Source organism: Nocardiopsis alborubida (assembly GCF_012396365.1).
Classification (GTDB): domain Bacteria; phylum Actinomycetota; class Actinomycetes; order Streptosporangiales; family Streptosporangiaceae; genus Nocardiopsis; species Nocardiopsis alborubida.
The window spans coordinates 83945-98988 of sequence record NZ_JAAXPG010000002.1 but is presented as its reverse complement, the minus strand read 5'-3'; the positions used below and the strand labels follow the sequence as shown (position 1 = coordinate 98988).

The window sequence follows — 15044 nt, the reverse complement described above, 5'->3', positions numbered from 1 at the left end:
GGCACACCCCTCATGAGCACCGAGAGGACACCCATCACTGCTGAGCAGTCACTGTTCACCTTCTACGACATCGAGTCGCTGGCCAATGTCTTCAGCCTCGTCGCCTACACGCCGTTTTCCGATGGCGCGGGCACTGTCGAGGTCTTCTACCTCGTCGACGACGCGGGTGAGGGCACCAACCTCGCTGACGCCATCGACCACCAGGCCCTCGGCCGCCGGCTCTTCGCAGCCAACCCGGGACTACCGGCATTCCCCGCCACCGCGGTGACCTTCTTCGACCTACGGAACGAGGCCAGCAACGTCCGGCTCGCCGAGATCGTCGGTCTCTCCGACGCCGACCGGGTCAACGACCCGGCCGAGTCGTCGTCCTACCCGGCGGGTCTGCGTCCGGTCTGCGACACCGACGCCGGGTACGACCCCGCGGCCCACCCGTTCCTCGCCGGGTACAACTCGACGAACTACGACACGACGATGCTCGCCCTCTACCTGAACGAGGTGTTCCAGGCCACCGAGGGCGACGTCTTCCGACCGACCACGGCCGCCGAGATGCGCACGCACAACGACCGGCTCTTCAGCGCAGACAACATCGAGTACATGCCCAGGTACCTGGGCTGGGACTCGACCGCCGCATCGATCCGCCAGGCAATGCTCCACTCCGGTCGCCACATCGACATCGCCCGCCTCAACGAGCTGCAGTGGAAGGTCCCGCTCAAAGGGTTGCTCGGACTCCTCGGCCGCCAGATCAAGGAGTCCGACCGGTTGTCCCACGACACGACGCTGACCGAGCTCGACGACCTCTACGAGCTGCTGGCCTACAACGTCTCCGACTGCCTGGGCCTGGCTCAGCTGTTCGAGGAGCCGACCTACTCCTCGGCATTCGACCTCAAGGCCGGCCTGCTCGCCGAGTACCCGGAGACCGTCTACGAGAAGGACTACCGCACTGGCAAGCCGGCGATCGACCCGTCCCGGGTCCGCCGCAACCGACTGACCATCGACTCGACCTCGGCGAAGTTCGTCGGCCTCATCCTCTCGCCCTACGGCAAGCTCGAGGACATCCCCACGGTGTCCTTCAAGTACCCGGCGACGTCGGTGGCCGAGGAGCAGGGCATCGAGCAGGTCAACGTGCTTGATCAGTGCCAGTGCTTCTTCGAGGACGAGGTCGTCCCCGACCGGGCGACGAATCCCGACCAGGCCGAGGCCCACCGGCAGTTCATGGACGTCGTCGCCTACTACCGGTCGATCGAGGGCGAGAACTTCAACGACTCCGACGAGTACCGCAGGGTCCACGGCGACCGCGAGGCCAAGGTGCTCAAGGAGCTCCCGAGGCTGCCGAACAACCTGCCCTACTTCGACGCCGCAGGCAGGCCGACCTCTTGCTTCGCCACCTTCTCCACCGGCGGCATTCACGGGGCCGAGGCAGACATGAAGGCCTATGCCGCCGACCAGCTCGCCTATGCCGAGGCGGAGAACATGCTCCTGCGCGCGCAGTCGGCGTTCCCCGACCCGCTCGACTTCCGCGCCGCGGCCAAGCGCCAGCATGAACTGCTGACGCTGCCCGACGGCTCGCAGGTGACCAAGTCGCTGGTCATCAGCGGCAAAAAGTGGCGCAAGCCGAAGAAGGGCGACGACGTCCAGAACGAGCAGCTGGCCCTGGCCCAGGAGCAGGTCACCGATCCCGAGGAGCTGCTGGCCACCCAGCGGCCCAAGGCCGAGGAGCTCAACGTGGTCCTGCCCACCGGCGAGGCGCTCCTCGGCAAGGCGGTCCTGGCCAAACACACGATCTCGGGTGCGACATACCGTCAGGTTCCGGCGGCCAGGCAGCCGGAGCTGTTCGTCGAGAACAAGAAGAAGCCGGGCGACCGGTCGACCCGACTCGACGCCAAGTACGCCCGGACCTCGGCCGGCCACGTCATCCACGAGGATTTCAGCTCCTACTACCCGAACCTCCTGCGCAACATGCGGGCGTTCTGGAACCCGGATCTGGGCGAGGACCGCTACGCGAAGATTTTCTTCGACAAGGAGCGCTACGGGAAGCAGATGAAGGTCCCGGGCATCGCCCCGGAAGAGAAGGCGCGGCTGCACACCTTGCGTAACGGGACGAAGCTCATCCTTAACTCGGCCTCCGGTGCCGGGGACACGACCTTCGGCAACTCACCGATCCGGATGAACAACACCATCATCTCGATGCGCATCATCGGCCAGCTCTTCTCTTGGCGGATCGGCCAGGCCCAGACGCTGGCCGGGGCGCGGATCATCTCGACCAACACCGACGGCCTCTACTCCGTCGTCGACACCCCCGGCGCGCCGGGGGCCTTCAGCGCCGAGACCAACAACAGGGTGCTAGCCGAGCAGCAGGCCGCGATCGGCATCGAGATCGAGCCGGAGCCGATGTTCCTCATCAGCAAAGACTCGAACAACAGGCTCGAACTCGTCCCGCCCGAAGAAGACAAAGCCGCCGACGACCACGTCGATCACGCGCCGGTCAATCCGGTCGCTGACTGGGAGATCGACGCGGCCGGCGGAGGGACGCTGGCTTGCCACGCCGGTCCCACACCCGCGAAGAAGCTCGCTCACCCCGCGGTGACCGACTTCGCTCTGGCCCGTTACCTGCAGACGGTCGCGGCCAGGGGGGAGTGGGCACTGTCGGAGCCCTTCGACCCCGAACTGGGGCGCACGATCCTCCAGGCGGCGATCGATCCCGACGACCCCGTAAAGACTCTGATGCTCTTCCAAAACATCATCACCGCCTCACGGGGCTCGATCACCTATCCCTTCGCCGTCGACCCGCTCGGCCGGGACGACGAAGAGGCCCTCGACGAGAATCTGGTCCTGGCCAACCCACAGGCCCTGCAGACGGTCAACCGGGTCTTCGTCGTCGAGCACGGCACGCCCGGCGCCAAGAGCCTGCTCTCGGCCAGGGCGAGGGTCGTGAACGCCGACTCGAAGGAGCGGCGTCGCGAGCTGGGGGAGGCCCCGGTCAGGCGCGAGAAGGAGGCCTTGGCCATCCTGCGCGCCCACGGCTGGGCCGGTGACCGCCTGGAGCTCGGCTCCGCCGACGGGCTCACGTTCATCCCCGAGGATCGCGACGTCGTCGCCCAGCGCATCAGCGGCATCAATCCCTCGTGGTCGATGGTCGTGCGCAACGACGACCTTCACGCTCTCGACGCCCAGGTGCTTGACGACCTCATCGCCTCGCTCGACCTCGAGGTCTACCTGGGGATGCTCGACGCGACGTTCTCGCGGAACTGGAAGAACTCCGCTTAGCGCGCCCTTTCCCTGTGGCCGCCGCAGGCTCCACCAGCGACCCGTCGTCGGCGGGGTCTGTCCTCGTATCGGCGCGACCATTGCCGCAGGAGCCCACTCGCAATCGAATCACCCAATAATCGAGTAGAGTCGGAGGTGTATCGACATTGAATGATAATTATCGAAAGAGTCGAATCATGTCCCAGTCCACACTGACTGTGCGAGCAGGCGCCCCCGACACACCGAGGGCCTCCGAACCGGGCATCCGGGTCAAGGAGGACAACGAGAGGGTCGTCTCGGTCTTCGGTAACTCGGCTAAGCGCTGGATGGCCGTCGCCTGAGGCGCGGCCACCGACCACACGCTTCACGGAAAGCACGAACGGCGACGGGGGAGCCCATGAGCATTGCGGACCGCGCAGCGTCGGCGACTGACACCGGCACCATCGAGAACGAGATCGAGGCGTACCTACTCGAGAGCTGCAGGGCCGTCGGCTTCCTCTGTTGGAAGTTCACCAGCCCCGGCAGGGCAGGAGTGCCCGATCGCGTTGTCATCGCCCCTCGGGCCACGGTCTTCGTCGAGGTCAAGCGCCCCGGCGGACGCCTCCGCCGCCTCCAGCAGGCGGTCAGAGCCAAGATGCTCCGCGCTGGCGCGGCCGTCTACGTCGTCGACAGCCGATCGGCCGTCGACGCCCTCGTCGCTGAGCTCACCGCCGACTGACCATCCAGCTTCGAAGGATCGACACTCCATGACAACTTCATCGCCTGCCGCACGATTCGTCGGCACCCCGTCCGCCCCGAGCACGAACGCCGCTCACAAGGGTGGTGGGCTCTGATGGCCAAGAGGCGGACATCCTTCGGCCAGCTCACCCACCGCGATTTGAAGGCCTTCGACCAACGTGCGGCCCGGCTCGTCCTCGATGCGATCGACGCCGGGTGCACCGGTCGCGTCTCGTCCAAGGGCCACGCCATCCTGCGCAACAACGCGGGCCAGACGGCGAGCGTGCCGCCTACATCGACCTCCCCCAACCGCTCGGCCCAGAACGCCGAGGCCGACATCAAGCGCCTCCTCGAGGGGCACGCAGCCCGATCGGAGCCGTCGTCCTTACCCGTGCCCTTCGCCTCGCCGATCACCGTCGTCGAAGCCTTCGCGGCCCATGGCATGGCCTTCTCCAACTGGATGGACGCCCAGGACGGGCTGGGCCCCCACGACAAGATCGAGGTCTCTCCCGGACCGGACGGATCACCGCTGTTCGCACGACTGTCCGCCTCCGGCTCGACGCCGGTCAAAGCGCCGACCGCCGATCTCGATCAGCCGGAGAGACCGGACGTGCTCGGGACACCCAACAAGGCCGACGCTTCGGCCCCCGGAGAAACCCCGGGGACCGAGGAAGTAGTGTTCTCCGTCGCCGAGGTCGCCGAGGCCAACGCGGTGTGCGGCCGAACCGTGCGCAACCGGCTGCGGGCCGTCGGCGGTCGCGGAGAGGACGGGCGCTACCGCGCGACGCCGACAAAGTTGCGCCGCGCCGGTCTCGACGTGCCCTTTGATGGGCGCGAGCGCCCCGTTGCTCAGACCGTGAACCCTCAGGGTGATGCTGCGTTTGGCCTTGATGACCAGTCGGCGCTTCCGGCCGACGCCGCTGAGGTCCTCGGCCGGATCCGCTCGCTCCTCGGCGAGGACCCCCGCATCCAGGTCCTCGAGGCGCAGAACAAGGCGCTCTCCGACGAAGTGGCCGCCCAGGAGCGCCGCGCCGTTACCGCCGAGGAGCGCTGCGCTGGGCTCGAGAAAGAGCTCAGTGACACCACGGCCCGGCTGGCGCTGATCAAGGAAGCCTGCGAGGCCTGATGGCCCCGACCTCACGAGTGCAGGCCGCCCAGGAACGCATCGGCGTCCACGCCTCGTACCCCTGGGTGGCCTGCGCTGGACCATCCCGACCGCTTGCTGACCAACGAGCTGGGCGCGGATCGCCGAGGTCAACGTGACAGGCCCGCCGCGGCTCCGGCCACGCAGGCCGATCTCGTCGCCTTCGGAGGCCGAAGCATTCATCTGACCACGAAAGGGGGGCGACCATGGCCATCGCGCTCAAACCGCACCAGCAGCAAACGGTTGACTTCATCACCAGCCGCCCGCACTGCGGTATCTGGCTGGACATGGGTGGGGGTAAGACGCTATCGACCCTTGCCGCGCTCATGCAGCTTCGGCCTGTCGGCCACATCCTCGTCGTCGCTCCCGTGGCGATCGCTCGGTCGACCTGGATCGAAGAGATCGAGAAGTGGCAGATGCCTATCCGCACCCGTTCGCTCATCGTTGACGACAACGATCGGCAGCTGAGCAAGGACGAGCGGCTCGCCCGCTTCGCCGAGATCGCCACCGATCCCCCGTCGATGTACTTCATCAACCAGGAGATGCTCACCCAGTCGTCCCAGTCGACCCGGGTGCTCGTCGCCGCCCCCGACGCAGCCGGATCCGTGCCGGTCTCGTCCGAGGCGCAGGCCGTGCTCGACCTGGGCCGGGCGCTGGGACCGCTGAAGCAGGATGAACTCGTCTCGGCTGTGATCGCCGCGGCCGTCGATCGTGGCGAGAAACCGGCGGCCAAGGCCCGTGTCGCCGCCTGGATCAAGGAGCTGCTCAAGGCCTCACGCCTGGTGCGAGAGACCGTCAAGTGTCGCTCCTGCTCGAGCGAGGGCTGTCGGCAGTGCCGCTTCGGTCTCGTCGATCAGATGCTGTTCGACGAGACCGAGCCCACCTGGCCGTTCCGCACCGTGATCATCGACGAGTCGCAAGGGTTCAAGTCCCACTCCTCAAGTCGGTTCCAGGCGCTCAAGGCCATCCGTCCCACCGTCGACCGCTTCATTGAGCTCACAGGCACGCCCGCGGCCAACGGGCTCGAAGGCCTGTGGTCGCAGATGTATCTTCTCGACGGTGGCGAAGCTCTCGGGCACAACATCACCGCCTTCCGCGGCCGGTGGTTCACCCCGAAGATGGTCCCCGGCACCAACACCCCGGCCAAGTGGATGCCCAACCCGGATGCCGAGTCCGAGATCCACCGGGCCATCGGGCACCTGGTGATGAGCGCGGAGAACACCGAACTCAACCTGCCCGGCCGCACGGTCGAGGACGTGACGGTCAGGCTCGCGCCGGATCTGATGGAAGACTACAAGTCCTTCAAGCGGGAGCTCGTCCTCGACATCGTCGACGACAACCTGCTGCAGGCCGCCCGCGAGGCATTCGACCAGTGGCTGGCCATGTCCGCCCCTGAGGCCCAGGTGATCCGAGCCGAGCTGTCGGGGCTGACGGGCGACGACCACGAGGACGTGTATCAGGGCCACCTGCAGCGCTTCCTCGACGCCAACCGCATGTCCCTGGTGACCACGGTCGTGGCACAGAACGAGGCCGTGCTGACCTCGAAGCTGCTGCAGTACGCGAGCGGCACGCTCTACACCTCCGACCCGGACGATCCGTCGACCAAGGGCCGCTACGAGGTCGTCCACACCGCCAAGGCCGAGATGGCCGAGTACCTCATCCGCAACAACGGCGGCTCTCCGGTGCTGTTGGCCTACCACTTCCGCTCCGACAAGGAACAGCTGCTGACCAGGCTGAAGGGAGCCGGGATCAGGGCCGAGGAGTTCGACGGCTCACGGAGGATGGTCCGCCGGTGGAACGCCGGTCAGGTCGAGGTGATGCTCGTCCACCCGGCCTCGGCCGGCCACGGGCTCAACCTGCAGGGCGGCGGCCACACCCTCATCTGGTACACCCTCCCGTTCAGCCTCGAGCACTACCTGCAGACGAACAAACGCCTCGACCGCCCCGGACAGACGCGGCCGGTGACCATCTACCGGCTGCTGACCAAGGGCACTCATGACGACCGGATGCCCGGTGTCCTGCGGGAGAAGAAGAACACCCAGGACACCTTGCTCGACGCGGTGTCGATGCAGCGCCGCGACGATCTGAAGCTTGCCGCTCTCAGCGATGAGCTCGCTGACGACATCCGAGCCCTCGCCCCTGCGTGATCAGGGTGTCAAGTCGAGTTCGTCGCTGAGGCCGATGAGCGTGCGCAGGCCGAGGAGTGGCTGAAGATCAAGGTCAAGAGCATCGACCGCCAGCTCGCCTTCCACCGTGACGACGTCCGCGAGGCTGAGCTCACCGAGACCGCCGAGTATATCGACGAGATCGAGCAGGCCCTGGTCGACACCCGAGTAGTCCGCGCCGACAACGGTGGACGCTGGACCCCGCGCGACTGAACTGACCATGAGCACGCTGGTCGTCCCCGACGCGGTGCTCGCCCTGCTCTTCCGGCAGGAGTGACGACCCCTACACCGCACTCCCCGCGAACGACCCGGCTGCTCACCGGCGGCCGGGTCGTCCGCGTCTTCTACCCAGAACAGGACGCCCCCCATGACCAGGACGACAGCCGCAGTCCACCGCCGAGAGATCGCCGGGCTACTACGCGCCAATGCCGGGCCCCGCCGCCTCCCTGTGGTCTTCGACAACTTCGTCGAGACGGCCGCCCTGACGTTGCGCAACGCCGTCGAGATCCGTGGGCGCGGCGAGCGAGAGGCGCGATACCTCGCCATCGCCGACTGCTACTCGAGCGAGGAACTGGACCGCTTCGCCCACGCCCTGGCACTGACCACGCTGACGATGGAGGCCAAGCCCAGCGACGTCGTCCTCGGACGCCTTTACATGGAGCTCGAGCTCGGCAACGACCGCCTGGGCCAGGTCTACACACCGGGCGACATCGCCCGGCTCGCGGCCGCGATGACCATCGGTGACATCGTCGACCAGGTGGCCGCCCACGGGTTCGCCGAGCTCTACGAGCCCGCCTGCGGGGCTGGAGCGTTCATCGTCGCCGTGACCGAAGAGATGGGCGCGCACGGGCTCAACCATCAGACCCAGCTGCACGTCACGGCCGAAGACCTCTCCCTGCAGGCCGTCCACATGATCTACATCCACCTGGCGCTGCTTGGCGTCCCGGCGATCATCCGCCACCAGGACACCCTCACACGCGAGGTCTTCAGTACCTGGCCGACCCCCGCCCACCTCCTCGGCGGATGGGGCCCGCGACTGCAACACCGGTCCGACCTCAATGCCAGCGCGGACACCGACCCGACATCGCCGACAGAGGAAGAGAAATGATGAAGAGCATCACTCTCACACGATCGCAGCTTGAGGAGTGGGCCGGCCGCCCGCTCAGCGGTGACGAACTCGACCGACTCGCTTCAGCGATCGTGAATTCGTCGATACCCGACGCTATCAACGAGATCGTCGCAGGGTTCAACGACAGTGAAGATTCTGATGAGCGTGGTTGAGATGTGACGGGCCCGCCTAACGGCGGGCACGGGTCAGAGTCGATGGGATCGGGGCGCAGGGCGTTCCGATCCCATCGACTCTCGTTCGAGCGCATCCCAGCGAAAAACCCGCGCCCCAGTCGCGGGCTTGGCCGTTTTCCGTGGCCATCGCTGAAAGACCTGATGACCAGCCCAATGATTTTCCGAAGGGGCATCTGCCATGCCTGGACCCATCTGCCTGAACTGCCTCGACCACCCCGGGCGGGCCGCCGACGCCCCCAGAGCCCGCGAGGAGCCCACTGACCGCTGCCGGGCCTGCCTCGGCTCCGGCCGCGACCAGCGGTGCCCGCCGGTGCCGGAGGGCTTCTGGGCCCAGGTCGATCATCAGCTCGCTCGCATCCGCGACCAGAGGGTATCCACCTTCGACCAGGTCCGCGCGGTGCTCCTCGACGAGTGCTACGACGCCGTCATCGCCGAGGTCAACCGCAACTTCGTCCGCCGCTTCTCCATCGACCAGGCGTTCTTCGCCGGATCCGGGGGGGAATCGCTGATAGAGGCCCTCAGCGAAGCTGGCTGGAAGATGACCGCGGTCGAGGCCTCCTATCACTACGTGATGGCCCACCCCGGCGCCGACGAAATGCTCACGTATATCGAAGGGGATCTCGAGCGTGGCGGCGCCATGCTCCGCGGTTGATCAACCCATACATCGACACGGCGTTGTTCCAATATCTCTTTGACTGCGCCCCGGCCCTTTCGCTCACTCCACGAAGGAATCAGCTGTGTCTCTCCACATCGAGGCCGTCCAAAACCCCACCGTTTCGAAGACCACTGAAGACAAGTTCGCCGAGGAGACCGGCGGCCAGTACGAAGGCGAAGGTGACGACGAGATCCTCGTCCTCAGCTACGACGAGGCCGTGACGATCGAGGGCGACCTTGAGCAGTTCGCCCGCAACGTCTGGGCCGCCGTCTTCGGCCAGCAGCCGAATCCGCCCAACGGGCAGCTGCCCCTCGATCCCGCCGAACCGCATCCCTGCCCGGTCGAGTACGGCGTGACCTGGGCCATCGAGCAGGACGGCATGTCGCCGATCGAGGCCGCGATCGCTGTCTGGCGGGAGTTCTTTCGTGGCGGGCCGCTCCAGCCCAGCGCCAACGAGAGCTGCGTGTTCACCGTCGTCGACGGTGACCGCCGGGTCGACATCGACCTCAGCGATGAGCACTTCGCACCTTACTTCGACTGAATCACCCCCATCGACCCCTGTTCACCCGGCCGCTGCCTGGCTGGACGAGCACACCCAGGCCCCGTGGTGATCCCACCTGCACGCCGAAGGAAGGAGGGCCCCGTCATGGACCTGTACTTCGTGCACATCCCCGCCACCGATACCGGGCCCGACCAAACCCATGAACTGCTCGCTCTGGCCTGCGACGAACAAGGCCGCCCCGGGGCGGGGGTGGTGATGACGATGACCGCGGTGGCCGCCCGCCGGATCGCCGAGAAGCAGATCGGTGCGATCCGCTGGCACCAGGCCGGGGAAGTCAGCGAGATCTACGTTGCCCCGACGATGCGCCGCCAAGGGGTGGCGACCGCGCTGTGGAACACAGCCCGCAACCTGCACATCATGACCACCGGGCGCCCTCTACGGATCTCGGGGCGCCGCACAGTCCTGGGTGACCTGCTGGCCCAGCGGGTGTGCGACCCGTCACCGCCCCTGGACGAACTCGTCCTACCCATGACCCCACGCGCAGAGGCCGAGGGCGCCGAGCAGCACCAGTTGGCGCCCGACGACATCGACGCGGCCCTGAACCGGTACCGCTACCTGGGTGTACCCGTGCGCCTGCTGCGCGCCTACTGCGCTCCAACTGCCGAACAGGCCTGGATCCAGCGCTCTCGCGCCCGACGCCGATAAATCGGCCGCCTCTTCCCTGACCTCCTCCACAGACAAGGCTTCTTACCATGACCGCACCCTCCGACACCGTCGTCCGCGCGACGATGCTCCGACTCGCACACCTCGACAGGCACGGGATCATCAGCCAGGTGCTGGCCCGCACCGGCAGTTTCGACGCGCTGGCGAGACTGCTGACCGTCGACGATCCGTCGACGGCCCTGGCGCACCTTTCAGATTTGGAGGGCAGGCAGGCCGTCGAGAAGCTGCGACGCTCGTTCGTTTCGACGGGGCGCTGGGAAGCTGGCGCTGCCGACCTCGAGACCATGACTAGGCACGACGCCCGCCTCATCGCCTCCGACTCGCCCGAGTACCCAGCACGGCTGAAGGACCTCGGCGCAGATGCGCCGATCGCGCTGTGGATGACCGGCCCTGGTCATCTCGCCGAGGCCGTCGAGAAATCCGTTACGGTCACCGGCTCTCGCGCCTCGACCGAATACGGTAATTACGTGGCCGAAGAGTTGGCGCACGGTCTCGTCCGCTCGGACACCGCCGTGGTCTCCTCGACCAGCTTCGGCATCGATACCGCTGCGATGCGCGGAGCGCTGATGACCACTGACTCCGGCGGCGAGCTGCCGCGCGCCCTCGCCGTCCTGCCCCAGGGCCTCGACATCATCTACCCTCAGGGCAACGCTTCGCTACAGCATCAGATCTCTCGCAGAGGGATGCTCGTGACCGAAGCCGCGCCCGGCACCCGCCCGACACGCACGATGTTCCTCCGCCGCTCCCGGATCCTCGCCGCCCTATCGGAGGCCTCGGTGATCGTCGAGGCCGGTCGGCGCTCGGGTGCCTTGAACGTGGCCGCGCAGGCGCACGAACTCGGCCGTGTCGTCGGTGCAGTGCCCGGTCCCACGACCTCGGCAGCGTCAGCAGGCACGCATCTGTTGATCAAGCAGCGCACCGCCATGCTGGTAACTAATGCCGACGATGCCCTGGCGGCGATCGATCGATGATCATATATGGCCATTGAATAAAGAGACAATGGAGAGCATAGGAACCTACGACGCCTTCCTTGATCCGCCAAAGGGAGAGCGAATCCGCGGTCACCGGCCTTCCGATGAGATCCCGTTTTGCGTGGGTCAGCGTTTCACGGCGGGGCCGGCGCACTACGCCTGGCCCCGCCGACGTGGTTCAGGTGAACGATCGGCCCTACCGGTCTTTACCATCGCTCCCCCCTACTTATTGGACGGGCGCTGACGCGTCAGCAGAAGCCCCAGGGGTCGGATCTGGGGCTCGTTGCCGCCTAGTGTGAACACGGGACGTCACCGACGGAGAGCCCGCTGCCGAACCGTCGTCTGTCGATGCAGACGGGAAACCCTCGGGAGAGGAAGGCAGCGCGGATGTCGCTACCTGGACCACACGAAGACGCTCGTCGCAGCCACGCCGACAAGGGCGCCGACGACAACTTGGGCCGGAGTGTGGTGATCGAGCCGGATCCGGGACCAAGCCACCATCGCGGCGAGTGGCCAAGCGATCCCAGCCCCAATGGCGCCATAGTAGAGCGTTGCAATCGCGGCGGTGATAACCGCGACGAAGGTGTGCATGGACGCTTTGACCTCAAGACGGTCGGTGACGACCAGCATGACCCCGAGCGAGGCGCCCATGACGGCTCCGAGGATCGCGAGATCTCGGGGGCCTCCGTAGGCCAGCCCGGTAGCGGTGCCCGCGGCGACCGAAACCAGTCCCACTAGCAGTGGCCACCGGCGCAACGCTCGCTCGCGGACATGTCGGTCACCCCACCAGCCCTGACGGATGCCGTAGTAGATGAACCCCAAGGGAATGACGGCACCGAAGAACACCGCATGGAACGCCCACAAGAGCGCGGAAACCCACGTGGCAGCGGAATGCCACGAGATCGCGGCGACGAGAAGGACAGCCAGATATGCAGGCGCGAATACCTCAGTGGTTATGCGGGCGATGGCATTGGCTGGTCCGCCGTCAGGCATAGGTGGCTCTCCCGGCGTACTCGTGGATGATGGACGCGACGATGGGGCTGGTGGCGTAGGCCAGGGCGACAGGCAGGAGCGTTGCGGCGTCGGTGTCGAGGTCGGCTCCACCGAGGTTGGCCAGAGGCTCGATTGTGGAAACGCTGGCGGGTACTGCGTCAGTGTCGCGGGCTGCGTGGAGAGAGGCGGCTAGTCGAGCGGCCTCGACGGTCGCGGCGAGTTCGTCCCCGCTGAGACCGCTGGCGCGGGCAGCTTCTTTCGCTGTGCGGACGACACTGGGGTCAAGATACGGGCGGGTCTCCCGGGCTCCGTCGCGGATCTCAACAATGCGGCGCAACAGTAGTTCTCGTGTGCTGGCGGGGCTGGGGGTTGGTGGGCGTGAGGGGGTGCGGGGTGGGTTGAGGACGACACCGGGCGTGGCTCGGTAGACGTCGAGCCAGAGGGGGTACAGAGCCCTGAGGATCCGAAGCCTGCGCGGCCAGCGGGCGAGTGTCAGGGCCGCAGGGATCGTACCGCCGAGGATGACACTGACGACGGCGGCGACGAGCAATGCGTGGCTGAGCGTGTCGTTCGTCGGCAAGACGGGATCGATGAGGTTGAGGAGCACTGCGGTGGTGTTGGCTTTGGTAAGGACGTAGAGGAAAGCGAGTGCGAATCCGGTGGTGAGGAAGGTGGCGCCTGCGCGGACAAGGGGGCGCCGCGCTTGTTTGCGGTAGCGGAGCGATATCTGGACGAGGTCGATGAGGGCGATCGTGAAAAGCAGGAGGTAGCAGACCATGTACAAGCCCATGCCGGGCGCGGTGGCGTAGACGGCGAGGAAATGTTCCGGCTCCGGCGTTTCCTTCGGCGCGGCGAAGAATGCGGCGATCATGACCCCGATGATGGGAATGGTGAACGCAGCGCGTTTCTTAGCTCTTGCGGTAGATTTTTGAGGGTCGTTTAGTGCATGCAGAAAGAACTGTACGCATTGAATGGAGGTGATCCCAATGATGTGCTTGCAGAGTTGGGCGATGTTGGGAACGCCTGTGATATCGCCGAGGAATGTGTATGCGGGACTTAACCCGAGGGTGAATCCGACCCCGATGGCGATGTACATGTAGATTCGAACGGCGAACAGCCTAGGGTTGGCTGGGTTGTTGTGGAACTGCACGGACTTGTGGATGATCGCGATGATGACGACAGGGATGACGGCGAGGGTGAGGAGCTCGTTCACAGGATCCCATCTTCGACTGCCCGAGTGAACCTTTCGGTGGCGGCATCGCCTGCTTTTAGCTTTTCGTCCGACCTGGAAGACCCTTGAATGGCGACAGTAGCGAATGTTTCCGCTTCACGTTCGACTTCCGACGAATAGTGAGTGCGCCCAAGGGCTTTCATGATGAACTCAGGACTGAAATTGGGGAATAGGTCAATGGCGACCTGGCTATCGATAACAGAATTCTCGCCCTTGTTGTGATCGAACGCAATATGTCCTAATTCGTGCGCGATGATGTGTTTTTGATGAAGAATTGAGGTATTGTTGTCGTAGAAAATGACGTCCTTGCCGTTCAGGGAGAGCCATAGTCCACAGGGAGTCCCTGCCGGCAAGTTGAACGGCAGGAGAATGATTTCCCTACCGCGCCATGCGGCGATTCTCGCGACAAGTCCGTCGAGGTCAAGGACCTCGCCAGTAGTAATCTGGCGCAGGAGTTTGGCGCAGCGGCGGCGAAGCCTGGTGTCGCTGACGGACAAGTTAACCCTCCCTGATGTGCGCCCACCCTGGGGGAGGGGTGAGGTCGATTTGTCTCCCGTTCCGCTCCTCTTCAGTCTTTATCATCACCTCCGAATTCGGGCGATATTCCCTCGTTCTTCCGTGCCACCTCGGCCGCAGCTTCGATCATGGCCATAAGTGGTTCGACGCTCCGGTCGGAGAGTCCAGCGATCCGTGTTGCGATTCTCTGGACATTCTTGTCTTTTATGGCGTGAAGGAGATTTGTCTCGGCTTCTACTTCTTTCGCCACCGTGTCATCGTGGAAGTACAGCGCACCTTTAGTGATCTGGAAATACTCGGCAATTCCTTCAAGAATATGATCGGGGACACTTGTTGTGACCCCCTCGCTTATTGCATAGATTTCTTGGGCGCTGTAGTCGATGTTTTTTCTATCCTTTAGGAAATTGGAGATTCGTTCGGGGGAGTGCTCGTTTCCGTCTATCGTCGGCGCGCGCTTAAGGAGGAAATTAAGACGGCTGGATAGGGTGGAGGGTTTCTGGGTTTGGCCTTGCATGGGGTCCTTGTCCTGTCGGGCGAGTTTGTACCCTCCCGCTGGCCATCCGGCAGCTTCTTCGATGCGCTTAATGGTCTTTTGGTGCGGGTTGGAGCGACCGAACCGGATGTTGGTGAATGCGACAGTGCTAATGCCGATTTTTCTCGCGAAGGCATTCCAGGAGATCTGCTGTGTCTCTCGCGCCGTGTTGAGGTGCTTGTTGAGGTTGGTTGCCGCTACGTTGGCCGAGTGGTGCGACGGTGGCGGGCTGCCGTTGGTCATGGCTGTAGGGTACCGCTGCTTAGCTAAGTTTGACTATCTGCACACAAGTTTGGTCGACCCCGCGGTGTAGATGGGGTTGATGGCCGGTTGCCCCAGTGGTGGTTCCA

At 65.2% G+C, this 15044-nt stretch carries 16 protein-coding genes; 11 read left to right on the top strand and 5 right to left on the bottom strand.

Annotated elements, in window-relative coordinates; translation table 11 throughout:
- Window positions 1–12 precede the first annotated feature (12 nt).
- From HGB44_RS02670 to HGB44_RS02650, 5 genes are all read left to right on the top strand, one after another.
- Window positions 13–3264, top strand: coding sequence for a hypothetical protein (locus HGB44_RS02670; protein WP_061079981.1), 3252 nt, complete (start codon window positions 13–15; stop codon window positions 3262–3264).
- 176 nt (window positions 3265–3440) lie between these two features.
- Window positions 3441–3584: a hypothetical protein gene (locus tag HGB44_RS02665; RefSeq protein ID WP_168443907.1), complete on the top strand. Its 144-nt coding sequence runs from the start codon at window positions 3441–3443 to the stop codon at window positions 3582–3584.
- Window positions 3585–3640: 56 nt separating this feature from the next.
- The gene (locus HGB44_RS02660) at window positions 3641–3961 is read left to right on the top strand and encodes a VRR-NUC domain-containing protein (protein ID WP_061079982.1); all 321 of its coding nucleotides are present in this window, start codon (window positions 3641–3643) and stop codon (window positions 3959–3961) included.
- Between the two features lie 114 nt (window positions 3962–4075).
- Complete coding sequence (locus HGB44_RS02655; protein WP_061079983.1) at window positions 4076–5086, top strand: hypothetical protein; 1011 nt, start codon at window positions 4076–4078, stop codon at window positions 5084–5086.
- 224 nt (window positions 5087–5310) lie between these two features.
- Window positions 5311–7251 (top strand): DEAD/DEAH box helicase, encoded by a 1941-nt coding sequence (locus tag HGB44_RS02650; RefSeq protein ID WP_061079984.1) that lies wholly within the window; start codon window positions 5311–5313, stop codon window positions 7249–7251.
- Here the strand turns inward: HGB44_RS02650 and HGB44_RS02645 are convergent, their stop codons facing one another.
- Window positions 7252–7497: a hypothetical protein gene (locus HGB44_RS02645; RefSeq protein WP_061079985.1), complete on the bottom strand. Its 246-nt coding sequence runs from the start codon at window positions 7495–7497 to the stop codon at window positions 7252–7254.
- Window positions 7498–7636: 139 nt separating this feature from the next.
- On the opposite strand from HGB44_RS02645, the gene HGB44_RS02640 reads away from it, so the two are divergent.
- The 6 genes from HGB44_RS02640 (at window position 7637) to HGB44_RS02615 (ending at window position 11422) form a co-directional block, all read left to right on the top strand.
- Window positions 7637–8377, top strand: a complete 741-nt coding sequence (locus HGB44_RS02640) for an N-6 DNA methylase (protein WP_168443906.1) — start codon at window positions 7637–7639, stop codon at window positions 8375–8377.
- Window positions 8374–8550 carry a hypothetical protein gene (locus HGB44_RS02635; protein ID WP_168443905.1) on the top strand — a complete coding sequence of 59 codons (177 nt, stop codon included), beginning with the start codon at window positions 8374–8376 and terminating at the stop codon, window positions 8548–8550. The genes HGB44_RS02640 and HGB44_RS02635 overlap by 4 nt, the downstream gene beginning before the upstream one ends.
- A 199-nt stretch (window positions 8551–8749) precedes the next feature.
- Window positions 8750–9223, top strand: a complete 474-nt coding sequence (locus HGB44_RS02630) for a hypothetical protein (RefSeq protein ID WP_061079987.1) — start codon at window positions 8750–8752, stop codon at window positions 9221–9223.
- A gap of 85 nt (window positions 9224–9308) precedes the next feature.
- Window positions 9309–9767 carry a hypothetical protein gene (locus HGB44_RS02625; RefSeq protein ID WP_061079988.1) on the top strand — a complete coding sequence of 153 codons (459 nt, stop codon included), beginning with the start codon at window positions 9309–9311 and terminating at the stop codon, window positions 9765–9767.
- Between the two features lie 105 nt (window positions 9768–9872).
- Window positions 9873–10433, top strand: coding sequence for a GNAT family N-acetyltransferase (locus HGB44_RS02620; RefSeq protein WP_061079989.1), 561 nt, complete (start codon window positions 9873–9875; stop codon window positions 10431–10433).
- A 47-nt stretch (window positions 10434–10480) separates the two neighbouring features.
- Window positions 10481–11422 (top strand): DNA-processing protein DprA, encoded by a 942-nt coding sequence (locus HGB44_RS02615; protein ID WP_061079990.1) that lies wholly within the window; start codon window positions 10481–10483, stop codon window positions 11420–11422.
- A gap of 393 nt (window positions 11423–11815) precedes the next feature.
- On the opposite strand, the gene HGB44_RS02610 is transcribed toward HGB44_RS02615, so the two are convergent.
- The 4 genes from HGB44_RS02610 to HGB44_RS02595 form a co-directional block, all read right to left on the bottom strand.
- Window positions 11816–12415 carry a phosphatase PAP2 family protein gene (locus HGB44_RS02610; RefSeq protein ID WP_061079991.1) on the bottom strand — a complete coding sequence of 200 codons (600 nt, stop codon included), beginning with the start codon at window positions 12413–12415 and terminating at the stop codon, window positions 11816–11818.
- Window positions 12408–13628 (bottom strand): MAB_1171c family putative transporter, encoded by a 1221-nt coding sequence (locus HGB44_RS02605; protein ID WP_061079992.1) that lies wholly within the window; start codon window positions 13626–13628, stop codon window positions 12408–12410. The genes HGB44_RS02610 and HGB44_RS02605 overlap by 8 nt, the downstream gene beginning before the upstream one ends.
- The gene (locus HGB44_RS02600) at window positions 13625–14143 is read right to left on the bottom strand and encodes an ImmA/IrrE family metallo-endopeptidase (RefSeq protein WP_168443904.1); all 519 of its coding nucleotides are present in this window, start codon (window positions 14141–14143) and stop codon (window positions 13625–13627) included. The genes HGB44_RS02605 and HGB44_RS02600 overlap by 4 nt, the downstream gene beginning before the upstream one ends.
- Before the next feature lie 71 nt (window positions 14144–14214).
- A complete protein-coding gene (locus HGB44_RS02595; RefSeq protein ID WP_168443903.1) occupies window positions 14215–14937 on the bottom strand; it encodes a hypothetical protein in 723 nt (240 codons plus the stop codon).
- Between the last annotated feature and the right edge of the window lie 107 nt (window positions 14938–15044).

Excerpts from the sequence above, each read along its gene's own strand:
- HGB44_RS02670 (WP_061079981.1), top strand. The coding sequence starts at position 13 with ATGAGCACCGAGAGGACACCCATCACTGCTGAGCAGTCACTGTTCACC.
- HGB44_RS02665 (WP_168443907.1), top strand. The coding sequence starts at position 3,441 with ATGTCCCAGTCCACACTGACTGTGCGAGCAGGCGCCCCCGACACACCG.
- HGB44_RS02660 (WP_061079982.1), top strand. The coding sequence starts at position 3,641 with ATGAGCATTGCGGACCGCGCAGCGTCGGCGACTGACACCGGCACCATC.
- HGB44_RS02655 (WP_061079983.1), top strand. The coding sequence starts at position 4,076 with ATGGCCAAGAGGCGGACATCCTTCGGCCAGCTCACCCACCGCGATTTG.
- HGB44_RS02650 (WP_061079984.1), top strand. The coding sequence starts at position 5,311 with ATGGCCATCGCGCTCAAACCGCACCAGCAGCAAACGGTTGACTTCATC.
- HGB44_RS02640 (WP_168443906.1), top strand. The coding sequence starts at position 7,637 with ATGACCAGGACGACAGCCGCAGTCCACCGCCGAGAGATCGCCGGGCTA.
- HGB44_RS02635 (WP_168443905.1), top strand. The coding sequence starts at position 8,374 with ATGATGAAGAGCATCACTCTCACACGATCGCAGCTTGAGGAGTGGGCC.
- HGB44_RS02630 (WP_061079987.1), top strand. The coding sequence starts at position 8,750 with ATGCCTGGACCCATCTGCCTGAACTGCCTCGACCACCCCGGGCGGGCC.
- HGB44_RS02620 (WP_061079989.1), top strand. The coding sequence starts at position 9,873 with ATGGACCTGTACTTCGTGCACATCCCCGCCACCGATACCGGGCCCGAC.
- HGB44_RS02615 (WP_061079990.1), top strand. The coding sequence starts at position 10,481 with ATGACCGCACCCTCCGACACCGTCGTCCGCGCGACGATGCTCCGACTC.
- HGB44_RS02610 (WP_061079991.1), bottom strand. The coding sequence starts at position 12,415 with ATGCCTGACGGCGGACCAGCCAATGCCATCGCCCGCATAACCACTGAG.
- HGB44_RS02595 (WP_168443903.1), bottom strand. The coding sequence starts at position 14,937 with ATGACCAACGGCAGCCCGCCACCGTCGCACCACTCGGCCAACGTAGCG.